The organism is Agrobacterium sp. MCAB5 (assembly GCF_052114365.1).
GTDB classification, from domain to species: Bacteria; Pseudomonadota; Alphaproteobacteria; order Rhizobiales; family Rhizobiaceae; genus Agrobacterium; species Agrobacterium tumefaciens.
The window spans coordinates 125417-140163 of sequence record NZ_JBFREP010000008.1; the positions used below are offsets into that span (position 1 = coordinate 125417).

The 14747-nt window shown below is 55.3% G+C and carries 12 protein-coding genes; 6 read left to right on the top strand and 6 right to left on the bottom strand.

Annotated elements, in window-relative coordinates; translation table 11 throughout:
- Positions 1-13: 13 nt before the first annotated feature.
- Together AB4Z23_RS18245 and AB4Z23_RS18250 are read left to right on the top strand one after the other, a co-directional pair.
- A complete protein-coding gene (locus AB4Z23_RS18245; RefSeq protein ID WP_441360466.1) occupies positions 14-1195 on the top strand; it encodes an acetyl-CoA C-acetyltransferase in 1182 nt (393 codons plus the stop codon).
- A gap of 24 nt (positions 1196-1219) precedes the next feature.
- Positions 1220-1618 (top strand): carboxymuconolactone decarboxylase family protein, encoded by a 399-nt coding sequence (locus tag AB4Z23_RS18250; protein ID WP_441360467.1) that lies wholly within the window; start codon positions 1220-1222, stop codon positions 1616-1618.
- 53 nt (positions 1619-1671) lie between these two features.
- Here AB4Z23_RS18250 and AB4Z23_RS18255 read toward each other — a convergent pair whose 3' ends face one another.
- Together AB4Z23_RS18255 and AB4Z23_RS18260 are read right to left on the bottom strand one after the other, a co-directional pair.
- Complete coding sequence (locus AB4Z23_RS18255) at positions 1672-2766, bottom strand: substrate-binding domain-containing protein (protein WP_441360468.1); 1095 nt, start codon at positions 2764-2766, stop codon at positions 1672-1674.
- Between the two features lie 317 nt (positions 2767-3083).
- The gene (locus AB4Z23_RS18260; protein WP_441360469.1) at positions 3084-4121 is read right to left on the bottom strand and encodes an LLM class oxidoreductase; all 1038 of its coding nucleotides are present in this window, start codon (positions 4119-4121) and stop codon (positions 3084-3086) included.
- 338 nt (positions 4122-4459) lie between these two features.
- On the opposite strand from AB4Z23_RS18260, the gene AB4Z23_RS18265 reads away from it, so the two are divergent.
- Positions 4460-5638, top strand: a complete 1179-nt coding sequence (locus AB4Z23_RS18265) for an MFS transporter (protein ID WP_441360470.1) — start codon at positions 4460-4462, stop codon at positions 5636-5638.
- A 280-nt stretch (positions 5639-5918) separates the two neighbouring features.
- Here AB4Z23_RS18265 and AB4Z23_RS18270 read toward each other — a convergent pair whose 3' ends face one another.
- Positions 5919-6581 (bottom strand): TetR/AcrR family transcriptional regulator, encoded by a 663-nt coding sequence (locus AB4Z23_RS18270; RefSeq protein WP_441360471.1) that lies wholly within the window; start codon positions 6579-6581, stop codon positions 5919-5921.
- Between the two features lie 356 nt (positions 6582-6937).
- Between AB4Z23_RS18270 and AB4Z23_RS18275 the strand changes: the two genes are divergently transcribed.
- Complete coding sequence (locus AB4Z23_RS18275; RefSeq protein ID WP_441360472.1) at positions 6938-9328, top strand: membrane-bound PQQ-dependent dehydrogenase, glucose/quinate/shikimate family; 2391 nt, start codon at positions 6938-6940, stop codon at positions 9326-9328.
- A 223-nt stretch (positions 9329-9551) separates the two neighbouring features.
- Here AB4Z23_RS18275 and AB4Z23_RS18280 read toward each other — a convergent pair whose 3' ends face one another.
- Positions 9552-10472: a LysR family transcriptional regulator gene (locus tag AB4Z23_RS18280; RefSeq protein WP_441360473.1), complete on the bottom strand. Its 921-nt coding sequence runs from the start codon at positions 10470-10472 to the stop codon at positions 9552-9554.
- Between the two features lie 547 nt (positions 10473-11019).
- Here AB4Z23_RS18280 and AB4Z23_RS18285 point away from each other — a divergent pair.
- Entirely contained in the window at positions 11020-12018 is a 999-nt protein-coding gene (locus AB4Z23_RS18285) for an LLM class flavin-dependent oxidoreductase (RefSeq protein ID WP_441360474.1), read from the top strand.
- A gap of 39 nt (positions 12019-12057) precedes the next feature.
- Positions 12058-12477 (top strand): VOC family protein, encoded by a 420-nt coding sequence (locus tag AB4Z23_RS18290; protein WP_441360475.1) that lies wholly within the window; start codon positions 12058-12060, stop codon positions 12475-12477.
- Positions 12478-12631: 154 nt separating this feature from the next.
- Here the strand turns inward: AB4Z23_RS18290 and AB4Z23_RS18295 are convergent, their stop codons facing one another.
- Positions 12632-12904 carry an alpha-hydroxy-acid oxidizing protein gene (locus AB4Z23_RS18295; protein WP_441360585.1) on the bottom strand — a complete coding sequence of 91 codons (273 nt, stop codon included), beginning with the start codon at positions 12902-12904 and terminating at the stop codon, positions 12632-12634.
- A complete protein-coding gene (locus AB4Z23_RS18300; protein WP_441360476.1) occupies positions 12871-14475 on the bottom strand; it encodes a carboxylesterase/lipase family protein in 1605 nt (534 codons plus the stop codon). The genes AB4Z23_RS18295 and AB4Z23_RS18300 overlap by 34 nt, the downstream gene beginning before the upstream one ends.
- Between the last annotated feature and the right edge of the window lie 272 nt (positions 14476-14747).

A 14747-nucleotide genomic window follows, 5' to 3' on the forward strand; every position in this document is an offset into this window, starting at 1 on the left:
AGGAGACCAGCAAATGTCGAGCCCTTCGATCGTAATTGCAAGTGCGGCGCGCACAGCCGTCGGATCCTTCAATGGTGCCTTCGCCGCGACGCCAGCGCACGAACTCGGTGCCGCGGTTATCAGAGGTGTGCTCGGACGCGCCAATGTCGATGCCACCGAGATTGACGAGGTCATCCTCGGGCAAGTACTCGCCGCGGGCGAGGGCCAGAACCCTGCTCGACAGGCAGCTATCAAAGCAGGTGTTCCGCAGGAGGCGACCGCTTGGAGCGTGAACCAATTGTGCGGCTCGGGGTTGCGGGCGGTCGCCCTTGGCATGCAGCAGATCGCTGCCGGAGACGCAAAGTTCATCGTTGCTGGAGGCATGGAATCGATGTCGATGGCGCCGCACTGCGCGCATCTGCGCGGTGGCGTTAAAATGGGTGATTACACCATGGTCGATACAATGATCAAGGACGGCCTGACCGATGCCTTTTATGGCTACCATATGGGGAAGACTGCCGAAAACATTGCCAACAAGTGGCAGTTGTCGCGCGAAGAACAGGACCATTTCGCTCTTGCATCACAAAACAAGGCTGAGGCCGCTCAAATAGCAGGGCGGTTCGTAGATGAGATCGTGCCGTTTGTTGTGAAGGGACGCAAGGGAGAGGTTACGATCGATCGAGACGAATACATTCGCTACGAGGCTACCCTCGATTCGCTTTCGAAACTGCGCCCTGCGTTCGAAAAAGATGGGACAGTAACGGCAGGCAATGCTTCCGGTTTGAATGATGGTGCAGCCGCAACATTGCTGATGAGCGAGGACGAAGCTTCGCGCCGCGGGATTGAGCCACTTGCCCGTATTGTCTCCTGGGCCACGGCAGGCGTCGATCCGCAGATCATGGGAACGGGCCCGATCCCTGCTTCGCGAAAGGCACTTCAAAAAGCAGGCTGGAGAATTGAAGATATAGAACTCGTCGAGGCCAATGAGGCGTTCGCCGCGCAGGCCTGCGCCGTCAACAAGGAACTCGGCTGGGATCCGTCGATCGTCAATGTCAACGGCGGCGCCATCGCCATCGGCCATCCAATTGGTGCCTCTGGCGCACGTGTGCTCAATACGCTCCTGTTCGAGCTGAGGCGCCGTAGACTGTCCAGGGGTTTGGCAACCTTGTGCATTGGTGGCGGCATGGGTGTTGCCATGTGCGTCGAACGGCTTTGATTGGCGCAAGGGAGAGAGTCGAGAATGACCGAGGGTATTTTCGAGGTCGGCTTGAGAATAAGGCGCGCTGTCGTCGGTGCGGCGAGGGTCCAGACGTCCCTCGAAAACGCGGATGACTTCACTCTGCCATTGCAGGAGTTGGTGACATCCTTTGCTTGGGGACAGATTTGGTCGCGAGAGGACTTGGACCTGCGTTCTCGATCCCTGCTCACAATTGGAATGCTGATTGCCTTAAATAGGCAGGACGAGCTTAAAGTGCATGTCCTTGGCGGCCTGAACAACGGAATATCACCGACCGAGATCCGAGAAGCCGTCATGCACGCCGCGGTCTATTGTGGATTCCCCGCCGCCTTAGCCGCTATGAAGACCGTTCAGCAGGTGCTCGCCGACAGCTGCGGTGACCCGTTTCCCGCTCCGGGTTGAGAGTACGGTCAGCCGCGGTAGGTTTACAATACTGCAGCTGACTTTGTTTAGGTCTAGTTGAAGACGGCTTTCAGCTTGTCTTCCGAAAGCGTCGACGAGAGGTCTGCATCCGGGGGCGCACCGCGATTGCAGCGGGGTGGTTTCCCAGCTTCAGTGTCGGCATAGACATAAGGTACAATAACCGTCGGCTCGTTGCTCTCCGTCCCTTGATAGGCTGCGACGCCGGCGCGCACCGCAACTCGAACCATCGAGGTCGCTCCGTCGACGGAAAAATGTTTCCATCCCTTTCCGGCGGCCGTCAGGTCTTCGTATCTGCATCCCATTTCATTGATGCCGTTGATCGTAGCTTCCGGAGGGATTGGAAGGCCAGCCTGCTCATAGGCTTTGGTTGCAGCGATCGTCGCCATGCCGGAATCCGAAACGATCGCGTCAATCTGCGGATACTTGGCAATAAGACCGGTCACTGCTCGCTGCGCGTCGGCAGGGTTCCAGTTCGTGACGATATAGCTTTCATCCAGCATCTTGATCCCAGGATACTTTTTGAGCCCCTCTTTCAGGCCGTTGAAAAAGTCCTCGGACGACTTCGCGCCGGGCGTGCCGCCCAACATCACGATGTTGCCTTTGCCGTTAAGCGTCTTGTTCACCCAGTCGGCCCAGAGTTTGCCGATGTAGGACTGGTCCTGATAGACGTTGACGCTGAAATCTTGACCCGGTGTCCCAGAGACCCTGGAATAGTAAGGAACAACCACCGTCGATCCCCCATCAAATGCCGAGCGATAGGCCGGCAGCGCGGCATCTCCGTAATCAGTGAAAGTCACAAGGACGTTCACGCCCATGGAGGCCATGCTGTTCAGGTCGCTATTGTATTTCTGTTGGTCTCCGAGCGAGTCCGCGTATAGGACGTCGGTTACATTCGGGCATTTGCTGAGTTCGTCCTTGAATTCGGCAACAGCAATCTTTCGCCAGGTATTGCTTCCAACCCCATCGACAAGGGCCACCTTCATGGGCTTGGTGCCACACAGCGGCGTGATGTCGGCGCCTTTGTCCGAAACAGCATATTCGGCTGCGGTCGATCGTGAATTTGTCGCTGCTACCATCAATGCCGCCGCCATCGTCGCGACCACAAATTGTTTGCCTAGATCTCGCATTGCATCCCCTCCCAGAGTGCGATTGAGGAATTCTACGAGCGCGATGCTGTTGCAAAGAGCTCTATTCCTCCCGTCAGAAGGCTAGCAGAGTTATTTGTGCATGCAAATACGGTTCGCTATTGACGAATTTTTATTTATCTCCTCTGCTCGAACCTCGAGAACTTTGAGGCGGCTGGCGCGAGACCAGATACGTAGCAGCTAAAGCCCATATAACGTAAAGGCGTAGCTAGCTCTCACGTCATCAGCCATGGCGTATGGCATCTGGTGTCTAATAGGTCGTTCGCCCACATCGACTTCATCCTCACCGAGACAGCGTCTTATTCAGAGGTTGTATGGCCGGGAGCCGACGTCGGAACGATCGAGGGGAACAAGGGCAGTACGTTTTCTGCGAGATCTGCCATCACCTCTACATACGGACGACGGCTGACCTTCGGGTTGAGTGCAGCGTGATTAACCCCTGCGGCCCGCGCCGAGTTGAGGAAACCGGCAAGTGCCCGGGACCCGATCCTGATACCACCGCGCATCTTTTGGAATGGATGGTTTTTGTCTTCTACAAGATCGAGAAAGCCACCAATACCGACCGGTTTGAATGTCTGCTTTCCACAGGTAGAGCGAACGAGATCGTGCCAGTCCCTTGCGAACTGCTCTAGGTTTTCCGTCGTCGGCGACGCGCCGATCAATCCATCCATATTTCGCGCGACCCAGTCGATGGTTTGTTGAGCTCGCCCGACCGCGATTGTTGGTGTCTTGCCGAAAGGTGGCTTTGGAAGAAGGTCCAGGTGGCCGCTCGATTTCCCGAAACGAGGTGATCGGAAAGTTGGAAAGGACTGCTGGCTCACCTTTCGGTAGACGTCATATCCGTCTCTGAACCGCTCCCCGCGGCTGTTGAAGTCAATATCGAATAATGGATACTCGGCTGGCCTGTCGCCGGACGAAAGGCCAAGTATCATTCTCCCGCCTGAAAGCTGATCAAGCGAAGTCACCTGCTTCGCTAAAATCATTGGTTCCCGCAAAGGCAAGACAATTCCTGCCGTGCCCAACGCGATGCTGTCGGTCGCTGCAGCGAGCGACGCGATGTAGACCAGGGGCTCGAAAATCTGGCCGATGTCTCCATAGTTCGGGTCGAAGAACGGCACGTCTCGCATCCATAGTGCTCCGAAACCGTGCCTTTCGGCGAGTTGCGCCATCCCAATGTGATTTTCCATCGTCGGTGCGGGATTGTCCGGATGGCTTTCTAACGGGAGGATCAAACCGACTGTAAGATGGCCCTCTTTGAAAACGCGCCTTTTGCCAGGATGGAGGGCTGGATCTGATGTGGTCTGCAACTTGGTTTCGTTTTGCCAACTCATGCTCATCTTCAATCTCCTTCGGTTTCCAAGGATGCAGATAAGGATCTGAGTACGCGCAGATTAGTTAGAAAGAATTCCATTCAATCTGGAACTCGCAGATTAAATGAACCTGATCTTTCGTGTTGATTTCCAGTACTCGGATCTCGACAAAGGACCGTTTTTATCCTGCATTCTGGAAATATACGACAAACTGTCGATCCAGAGGCGGCCTTCACCCCCCGGAAGCGATCACCTAAATAATAAATCCGAACTCCGCTACGCGCTACGCTATGGCGGTGTCTTGCCTACAAAAAAGTCGACTTCGCAAACCACCAGCCATTGAGCTGTTTGTGGAAGGATAGCTTATGAAAAAGAACAATTCGATGCTCATCTGGACGCTGTCCGCCGCGGTGTTTGGCGTCATCACCACGGAACTTGGAACAATCGGCCTCCTGCCCCAGATCATGCAACAACTAAAAGTCGATGCAACAAAGGCGGGTTATCTCGTCAGTTTGTATGCCTTGGTCGTCGCGGTCACTGGACCGTTCGTCACCCTATTTCTCTCTCGGTTTAACAAGAAGACCGTACTTGTGTCGATTATGGCGATTTTCGTTGTCTCCAATGTGATCTACGCTCTTACTGGTTTCTTCGAGTTAATGCTGATCTTCCGGGTGATTCCCGCGTTCGTGCATGCGGCTTTCTTTTCCGCGGCCTTGGTCGTGGCAACGAATGCGGTGCCTTCAGAGAAAAAGGCGGGCGCAGCCGCCAAGGTGTTCGCCGGCGTTGCAGCGGGACTTGTCCTGGGCATTCCACTCAGCGTCTTGATTGCTGACCATGCCTCCCTTGCTGCTGCGTTCTACTTTGCAGCTGCTGTCAACGCGGTGGCTTTGATTGGAATCATCGTGTTTATTCCGACGCTCCCCGGCGCTAAATCGCTATCTTACGGTGACCAGCTCGGCATTCTAAAGTCTGGCGGGGTCTGGATGGCGATTTCCACCGTCGTTTTCGTATTCGCCGCAATGTTTTCGGCATTCAGCTACATTTCTGACTTTCTCGGGAAAGTGCCTGCGTTCGATACCAACATTGTTAGCATTATGCTCATCGTTTTCGGCATTTGCGGCTTCATCGGTAACTTCCTTTATAGCCATATGCTGCAAAGGAACGTACCGCGCACGACTCTGCTTTATCCGGTCATTTACGCCGTTATCTATATCGCTATATTCGAGTTGGGAGCTTCGCAGGCTGCCATGTGGGGACTACTCGTGCCTTGGGGGATTCTGCATTCGTCCGGTTTGGTCGTCAGTCAACACTGGTTAAGTGAGGAAGCAAAAGAGGCCCCGGAGTTCGCCAACAGCCTCTATATGTCGTTCTCAAATCTGGGAATTACAGTTGGTGCGATGGTTGGGGGATGGTTCATCGCCGGGATAGGCCCACAGTCCGTCATGCTGAGCGGTGCGCTGTTTGCCGCGCTTGCGTTCCTAAGTATCCTTGCCAAGATCGTGATGGGGCAACGCGGTAAGGCGGTGTCGCAACCCGCTGAATGAACCGTGCTGCGTCCGGCGGACATGATGCCGGCGAGCTATTCATGCTCTCCTGCTCGCCGGCAGAAATAAGAAGATTGGCTCGAAGCCTGACCGTCGGATGGTGGTTGCGTCTTCCAGCCAAATCCCCGCTGCGAATTGTGCAGAACTCTTCCGAAATGCCAATGCGGAGGCCCAAGCTTCGGCTGCCTGGAAGCAAAGACAAAGGCTTGATGCCACCGAGATGATCGGTTGCTGGATGTGCGGATCGCCTCTCTGGTTGCAACAAAGGCGAACCAACCCCTCATCGCTGTTTGTCTGTTCGCTTGCCTGATGAGAACAGCAGATCAAGCTGAAGCTCGAACATTGCTCCGATGTCGAGATGGGACTCAGGACTTAGTACAGCGTTGTGAACGATCCCGACCCAAAGCGGAGCAACAAGCAAGTGAGGACAGTCGGCAAGATAGCGATCGCTGATCTCTCCCCTCTCGCGAGCAAGCGCCGCCGAGCGCCGGATGAGATCAATCATGGGTTCGTAGACCTTGATCTTGTAAATCTCAACCAACTTCGGGAACGCCCCACCGTCACAAATGACGAGCCGCGCAATTGCAGCGCGGCCCGATTTTTCGAATTCTCGCATGAAGGGCAGGACTGTTCGACGAAGAAATGCCTCGACGGTCTCGTCGTTCGAGGGGGCAAGTCTATTGAGGTCAGAGACGGCCGAAACCACGACATCTTCTAGAACACCCTCCAAAAGATGCTCCTTCGTCGTGAAGTATCGATACGGCGTTCCTTTGGCGATCCCTGCGCGTTTGGCTATGTCCGCGATCGTGGTGTTGGCATAGCCATGCTCAACGAAGACCGCCAAGGCGGCCTCGATCAAGCGGCCGCGCGTCTCTGCGGTTTTTTCGATGCTGGGGCCCCGTGTCCGGGACCTAACGGTTTTTTGTCCGAGTTCCTTGACCAAAAGTGGCCCTCCGGTCATTTTTAATATTGACTTTAAATGACCATGCAGTCATTTAAAGCTCAAGGCTCCAGTAGAGCTGATACCGGGTTTTCTGCCGCTTCGACAATAGCACACTGCAAGTAAGCCGAAAGTTCTTCCGGGTCATGATGATGTTGCCCGGCACAGAATGTGCTTTGCCTAAATCGCTTAAATAGCGCCGCTCTCTAAAGACTTTCTTCCAGGGAGGGGTTCACTGGGCGCGAGCGCGCCGTATCTGTTGCGTTGCGTAGCGAAAACCTCAGTCCAAGAAGAAAATCCAGTTTTGGCCAACGCGATAGTCGCAGCCCAAATGCTAAAATTGGCAAGGCTCAGGTACAATGGCTACGTTAACTCTCGAAAAAACGTGGCATCGGGTGGTCCTTAGGCTATTCGGTGCTATCCTTGTAATTGTCGGACTCTCTCTTGGATATGGCGGTGCTCGCTTGCTCCTGTTGGGCGGGTCACCTTATTATGCAGTCATCGGTACCCTGCTGATTATCAGCGGAATCCTATTTGTCTTGAGAAAAGCGATCGCCGCCTGGATCTACGCGGTCGCATTCTTCGGAACCCTAATCTGGGCGCTTTCCGAAGCCGGATTTCAGTTCTGGCCGCTTTTGCCAAGGCTCGTTGCCCCAAGCGTTCTAGCGGTTTTTGTATTTCTGCTTCTCCCACTGCTTTCGTTTCGAGCAGCGCCTCGAACGGTTCGAAACATATCTTGGTCCGGTGCTACAATTTTTGCGCTTGGACTTGTTGTCACCGGCGTCTCGCTGTTCTTCCCCCATGGGACGATCTACAACGCGGAAGTGGCAGCAAACCTCTCAAAGACGACGCCCTTGCAAGAGAGCTCGAAGGACTGGCAGTTCTACGGTCGCACCGCGTCAGGCACACGCTTTGCGCCATTTGATCAAATCACAAAGGACAACGTGTCGCAGCTCAAAGTCGCCTGGACTTTCCGAACTGGCGATGTGGCCGACGGACCGCAGGAGGATCAGAACACCCCGCTGCAGATCGGCGATACTGTTTACGCCTGCACGCCCAATAACATTGTTTTCGCGATCGATGCCGAAAATGGCGAGCAGCGCTGGAAATTTGATCCGAAAGCACAGTCGCCAATCTGGCATCGTTGCCGTGGCCTAGGCTACTTCGATGCGAGGGTCGCATCAAACAACCCGACGGACCCCGCGGCGCTGCCATCTGCTGACCAGCTCTGCGCTCAGCGGATTATCCTCTCGACCATAGATGGGCGCCTCATTGCGATCGATGCGAAGTCGGGCCAATCCTGCGCTGACTTTGGCGACAATGGCACGGTCAGCCTCAAGACCGGTATTGCTGCCGGTGCCCCAGGCTTCTACATTCCGACCTCAGCACCAACCGTCTCGCGTGGCCTAGTTATCGTTGGTGGCTGGGTCTGGGACAATCGCGGTCTTGGCGAACCTTCGGGCGTCATCCGTGCTTTCAGCGCGCGTACCGGCGACGTCGTCTGGGCATGGGACCTCGGAAACCCCAACATTACTAAGTTACCTGCAGAAGGCCAGACGTATACAGAAGGGACGCCGAATATGTGGTCGACGCCCGCTTTTGACGACAAGCTTGGCCTCGTCTATCTGCCGATGGGTAACGCCCCTCCCGACTACTACGGTGCGCATCGGCGCGATTTCGATGACGCATATTCGTCGTCCGTCGTGGCATTGGATATCAATACCGGCCGAGAGCGCTGGAAATTCCAGACCGTCCATCACGACCTCTGGGACTATGATGTTCCCGCTCAGCCGGCGCTTTACGACATGCCCGATGGAAACGGCGGAGTGACCCCGGCGTTGGTTCAAGTCACGAAGCGTGGTCAGATATTCATGCTGAACCGAGCAACCGGGGAACCCATCAAGAAGGTGGAAGAAAAGAAGGCCCCGCAAGATGGTGCACCGGGCGAACGGCTCTCCCCGACCCAGCCATATTCGGTCGAAATGCCGGTTATGGGAAATGGCGCGCGGCCATTGACCGAGGCGGATATGTGGGGCGCTACCCCGTTCGATCAGCTATGGTGCCGTATCGAGTTCAAGTCGTTGCGTTATGACGGCGAGTTCACGCCTCCGCGGCCGGACAGCGTTAGCCTTCAGAATCCCGGCAACTACGGGGGCATGAATTGGGGCAGTGCATCCATCAACGAGGATACCGGCCTGCTTGTCGTCAACGACATTCGACTGCCGATACGCGTTCGTCTGGTAGAGCATGACCTGGAGCTGGAGAAAAACGGAAACTTCCAGGGCCATGATCTATACTCGCCGATGAAGGGCACGCCCTATGCGGTGAGGAACTCACCTTTCATGTCTCCGTTGGGTGTGCCTTGCGTGACACCGCCTTTCGGAACGATCAGCGGTGTTGACCTCAAGTCGGGCAAGGTCGCCTGGCAGGTCCCTGCCGGAACTGTGAAAGATCTCGGCAATGGCACCGGACTGTCTGTCCCGATTGGAATGCCGACGCTCGGTGGTCCGATGACCACTCGCTCGGGCCTGGTCTTCTTCGCCGGGACACAGGATTTCTACCTGCGTGCCCTTGATCAAACGTCCGGTAAGGAACTCTGGAAGGGCGAGCTGCCAGTTGGTGGCCAAGCCACTCCGATGAGCTATGTCTCGCCAGAAAGCGGCCGACAGTTCGTGGTCATTTCCGCCGGTGGTGCTCGCCAATCACCGAAGCGGGGAGATTATATCATCGCCTACGCCTTACCGAAGTGAAAGGACTTTGAGTTGTGACCTTTACTGCCGCGATCTTTCTTCGCGGCAGTTTCCTTAATCTTGCAGCGTCGATATCTACCCTCGCGCCGCAGGAAGTCCGCGCCCCTGTTCCTACTCATCCTATCGTCTATTTTCATTCATGAAACGCTTTAATGTCGAGCGTAATGTCTTGGACCGGCTCAGAAAAAGGTGAAAGTAGGCCCTGATCTGGGCTCGCCTCGTATCAAGGGCGGAAACCGGACCTGGGCAGTGCGGCGGCATCTACCAACGCGTCTATCAGTACTCTTAGCTTCGGTTTCATGAAGCGGGATTGAGGCCAGATTGCGTGGATCGGCATTTCTGCTCCTGCATAGTCCTTTAGAACTTCGACAAGCGTACCCCTTTGCAGATGCTCGTGGACAAGCCATGTAGGCAGCTGGCTGACCCCGCAGCCTGCAAGGATCGCGTCGACCATGGCTTCTCCATCGCTGAATTCATGTCGGAGGCGAATGTCCTGAGAAAACGTAACCCCCTCGCGGGATTTGAAGATCCACGATCCCTGCTGACCTCGGCGCCAACCAAACACACAGTCTTTTTGCTGCAAATCCTGGGGAGTGTCTGGTACGCCCTTCTCGGCCAAGTAATTAGGAGCCGCGCAAACGACGAGGCGTTGCGTACCCAAACGTCGCGCAGTCAAAGCGGAGTCATCATTGAGATCGCCGATTCTGACCGCGAGATCACTCGATTCGGCGACCATATCGATTGTTCTCTCCGAGAAGTTGACTGAGAGATCGAGTCTTGCGTGACGTTCAGATAAATCGAGCAATATTGGCAAAACATGGCGCCGTCCGAAAGCACCAGGAAGATCGACGCGAATGCGCCCGACTGGTACGCTTCTACCGACAGCAAACGCGCCTTCCGCCCCGTCGAGTTCATCCAAGACGCTTAAACAGGTCGCTAAATAGACCTCCCCTTCGTTTGTCAGACTGAGGCTTCTCGTCGTCCGGTGAAGCAGCTTTGTCCCGAGGCGGGCTTCCAACCGCGTGACGCTTTTGCCTACGGCGGACGCAGTAACGCCGAGAACCTCTGCTGCTGCCGTGAAGGTTCCGGTACGCACCGTTTCGGCAAATTCCAAAAGGCCGTCGAAGCGATTTCCATTCGTCATTATGGAATTATAAGATTGAACGAAAGGAATGCTAGTGAAATTGGCGTTCGTTTCACTGCTAATCTTTCGCTACAGACAGCCCGGTTATAGCGAACATGGAATTGCTCCTGCAAGGTGACGCGTCGAGATGTTGATTAAAGCGCTCCGGGATCAACAGTCTTGCCGGATGCCTAGGTAATGCGATCGGTTTGGAATGCCTATCTGCGTTAAACGCTTTCTTGGGTGTCTAGAGCCTGCTGTCCCCGCGCGTGACGACTGACTCTACAGGGCGGTATTTCGATGGATCGTCTGCACCGAAATTCACAAGAGGGGCTGCGACATGGACCTTAACGACGATCTGCTGTTGGACAGCAATTGGCCGAAGGTCGTATAATTCGGTCACGAAGGAGCAGACATGAACCGTTAAGCGCTGATGCTCAGAGCAACAGTTTCTGTCCGCCAACATCCCATATGTGGCGGAGCCACGAAAGCAGTTTTGAAGTTGCGTCGGAGCTTCGACCTGTTTTGACCAGTCAGGGACGCGCAATTTAGTAATGAGGAGTACGCAATGGTAAAACTTTCGATTTTGGACTTGGTCCGGGTCACGAGAGATACAGACGCCCGTGGAGCTCTGAACAATGCTAGGGACGTTGCACGACATGCCGAAGCACTAGGATACGAGCGCATCTGGGTCGCAGAGCATCATAATATGCCGGGAATCGCAAGCGCCGCTACTTCAATCGTCGTCGGCCATATTGCCGAGGGGACCAAAACCATCCGCGTTGGCGCAGGCGGTATTATGCTGCCTAACCACGCGCCTTACGTTATCGCCGAGCAGTTCGGCACTTTGGCGAGGCTCTTTCCTGGCCGCATCGATCTTGGCGTCGGACGGGCTCCTGGAACCGATCAGCTGACAGTGCGCGCCTTGCGCCGGCCAGCGGACGCTTCAGACAATTTTCCGCAGGACGTGTTGGAACTACACGCCTTCCTGGCGCCCGCGGGCCCAGACCAGCGTATTCGCGCTGTTCCAGCGGCTGGAACGGAAGTTCCGGTCTGGATTCTTGGATCGAGTAATTTCGGGGCTCTTCTAGCAGCCGAACTAGGCTTACCTTACGCTTTTGCCTCCCATTTCGCTCCAGACTATCTTTTGCCCGCCCTCGATCTCTATCGTAGAAGCTTTAAGCCTTCAGAACAGCTCGACCGGCCCTATGCGATCGCTGGGGTGAACATCATCGCGGCGGAGACAGATGCAGAGGCACGAAAGCTAGCGACGACACAACAGATGTCATTTGCCGGAATTTTTCGTGGTGAACGCGACTTAAGTCAGCCGCCTATCGACGATATCGAAACTTTTTGGACACCCTCTGAGAAGTCTCAGGTCAACCGAATGCTCAAATGCTCGATTATAGGCTCTCATGAGACGATACAATTCGGCATGGAGGACTTTCTGGCAAAGACGGGGGCCGATGAACTCATGATCGTCTCAGATATCTACGAACACCCGAAGCGCCTACGATCGTTCGAAATCATCGCCGAAGCCCACCGTCAAATGAATGGCGCATCGTAACTTCGAACCCGCATTCCTCAAAGTAACAAGGAGTTTGGCATGTTCAGTCATATAACCGTGGGGGTTCGCGACCTTGAGGTTTCATCCCGCTTCTATGACGATGTCCTAGGAGCGCTTGGCATGGTTCGTCACGGTCAATATGACGACAGCCAGAAAAGTAGAGGATGGATGCGGCCAGGAACATCAGCACCTGCCTTTTACGCACATCTTCCGGCGAATGGTTTTCCGGCGACCTGGGGCAATGGCACACAGGTGAGCTTCATCGCACCTTCTCGGGAGTCGCTCGATCGTGCGTTTCAGGCTGTCATTGAAAATGGGGGTACGATGAGGGTACCCCCGGATTTCGGGATGGTCATGGCGATGACTATTACGCAGCCTACTGCCGCGATCCGGACGGCAACAAGCTGTGTTTCGTCCATACGAGACAGTTGGAGGAAACTTTGTAGGAATAATGATTAATCCAATCTTCGCTTCGAATTACTTCACGTCTGAGCGGCATTGAGAACGACTCTGCCCGTAGGCGGTTGAGGTGCTCGCTGCCAGATCAAAAGCACCTTTCCGAGCTCTTCGAGGAGGCGCTCCAACGTTCCAACCACCTCCGGGATTGCCTCTGTCAGACTTTCAGATAGTCCCGTGACAAGCCGGTTACGTTTGCAGCTCCGCCTAAAAGCATAGCCGCTCTTAACTCGTCGCGCAGATGCTCGATGACGCTTTGCGCTCCTTGGGCGCCACCCATGACGGAGCCAAACAGAACCGGACGACCTACTGCGACGGCCGTCGCACCTAGCGACAGAGCGCGGACGACATCGATGCCGCGACGGATGCCTTGGAGGGAACTTGCTCCGACAGTGATCAGGATCCGACGCCAGCCTCGATCCTGTCGAATATCCTTCTTGTCGCGTTACCGAAATAGTCCTGTTGGACTTCACACCCCTCGCCGAGCACCATTGTGTTCAGCGTTTTAGGGTCAAAGGCGGGCCAAGCCGTACCATCCTTCAATGAGGGCTGTCCGGTTTTGGCGAAGCTGGCCCACGCGCTGACGACGTTATCACGCAGCAGATAGCGATACCCTGAGGGGTCGCGGTTTGCCCGAGCCGCCGGAGCCCCGCTTTCCCCCCACATCTCGTCAGCGTCTACGTTGTCGAACGTGAAAAGGAGTTCTGCTCCGTGCAGGGACCAGAAGTCGCCCTGATATGGCTCCTCCCACGCAAATACGTAATGATAGACAGGAGCGCTCGACGCCTGAGAAGCAGCCGCCAAGCTCTGCTTGAGAGTATCGGAGGCCATCCATAGATCTGACAGCAACCCCACCTTCAGACGGTCGAGACCAATGTCAGGCAAGCGTGTCTTATAATCGCTGATCAGCAGCGAAAAATCGGCCAGCTCTGATGGGTCGAGGTTCAGGTAGGAGACCGCGTCACGCAACATATCCTCATCTGTTACGGGGTGTGAAAGCAGCCCCGCGAAATCCAGGTAATAGGCCGACTCGTGAGCGTTGGCGCCGTACATCTTAGTAACGACGCTGCAATTGTCGAAAGCTTGCGGGTCGGAGGGATGCCAAGGCAGTACTTCGCCATCGAGAACCGGACTGAATGGGCCCGATAGTGCTCCTCGGACAGACAAATTCCCGACCACTTTCCGGTAGGCGGTGTAAAGCATGTCGACGGGAATGTCCGCCAGCTTGCCGGCGTCTTTGTGCCCCAAATCTAGAGCTTCCAGGAGCGCGACCGTGTCTTTTGTAGCTTGCTCACGGCTCCGCAGTTTACGCTGCGCACCACTTTGAACAATAGCACGGTGAAAGAGGCCCTTCGCGCTGGGCATCGCCATAAGGCAAGAAACCTTACCGCCGCCGCCGGATTCACCGAAAATCGTTACATTTTGTGGGTCTCCGCCGAATGCGGAAATATTTAACCTCACCCAATGTAGAGCAGCGACGAGATCAAGTAGGCCAGGATTTGGTGCGTAATCGCTGTCTGGCAAGAGGTCGCCAAGAAATGTAAACCCAAGGACATGCAGGCGATGGTTGACGGTGACGACGACGACGTCACCGCGCACGGCAAGTCGCTCGCCGTCATAAAGCGGCGCACCGCCAGTGCCGTAGCGATAGCCGCCACCGTGGAAGAAAACCATCACGGGCTTGCCTTTTGCGTCGTTCGGCGACCAGACATTTAAGAAAAGGCAGTTCTCACTACCGTCGCGATTGTCGGTCCAACCTTTCCAATCCCTGTTCTTTTGGTAGCATGGGTCGCCTACTGCTTGTGCGACAAGCGGCGCATCCCAAGCGGCTGCTGGAACCGCGCCTTCAAACCTGGACGCGGCTGTGTCGCGTCCATACGGCACGCCTTTGAAGACGTTAACCCTACCAGTGGTGTACCCGGAAACTTGTCCGCCGGTAGTTCCCACCATCGGTGTTGTTCCGGCCGCAGAAGCAGCCCTGGTTGTTCCTGTCGAATCCATCAACCCCTCCAAGGCGCCCATATTTGATACGAAAGCTCGGCGAACCGGTGAGCGCCATACCTTTTCGTTTGAAAATTATTCTGTCAAGTATGTGATGCGAATAAGAGGCTTCAACTGTTGATCCCGCGATCCAGTCGGCTGGTGCACCAGTCGGCTCTAATGAGACTGCGAGCTACCGTCTAGGGCGGTTTACTGGCAAGTATCATATCTCGATCTTGGTCAGGCCGGTGTTGTGCTTGGCTGCGACAGTCATGTCCAACGCATTGGTAGGG

What these genes read in the sequence shown, in the direction of transcription:
- AB4Z23_RS18245 (WP_441360466.1), top strand. Translation starts at nt 14, where the DNA reads ATGTCGAGCCCTTCGATCGTAATTGCAAGTGCGGCGCGCACAGCCGTC.
- AB4Z23_RS18250 (WP_441360467.1), top strand. Translation starts at nt 1,220, where the DNA reads ATGACCGAGGGTATTTTCGAGGTCGGCTTGAGAATAAGGCGCGCTGTC.
- AB4Z23_RS18255 (WP_441360468.1), bottom strand. Translation starts at nt 2,766, where the DNA reads ATGCGAGATCTAGGCAAACAATTTGTGGTCGCGACGATGGCGGCGGCA.
- AB4Z23_RS18260 (WP_441360469.1), bottom strand. Translation starts at nt 4,121, where the DNA reads ATGAGCATGAGTTGGCAAAACGAAACCAAGTTGCAGACCACATCAGAT.
- AB4Z23_RS18265 (WP_441360470.1), top strand. Translation starts at nt 4,460, where the DNA reads ATGAAAAAGAACAATTCGATGCTCATCTGGACGCTGTCCGCCGCGGTG.
- AB4Z23_RS18275 (WP_441360472.1), top strand. Translation starts at nt 6,938, where the DNA reads ATGGCTACGTTAACTCTCGAAAAAACGTGGCATCGGGTGGTCCTTAGG.
- AB4Z23_RS18280 (WP_441360473.1), bottom strand. Translation starts at nt 10,472, where the DNA reads ATGACGAATGGAAATCGCTTCGACGGCCTTTTGGAATTTGCCGAAACG.
- AB4Z23_RS18285 (WP_441360474.1), top strand. Translation starts at nt 11,020, where the DNA reads ATGGTAAAACTTTCGATTTTGGACTTGGTCCGGGTCACGAGAGATACA.
- AB4Z23_RS18290 (WP_441360475.1), top strand. Translation starts at nt 12,058, where the DNA reads ATGTTCAGTCATATAACCGTGGGGGTTCGCGACCTTGAGGTTTCATCC.
- AB4Z23_RS18300 (WP_441360476.1), bottom strand. Translation starts at nt 14,475, where the DNA reads ATGGATTCGACAGGAACAACCAGGGCTGCTTCTGCGGCCGGAACAACA.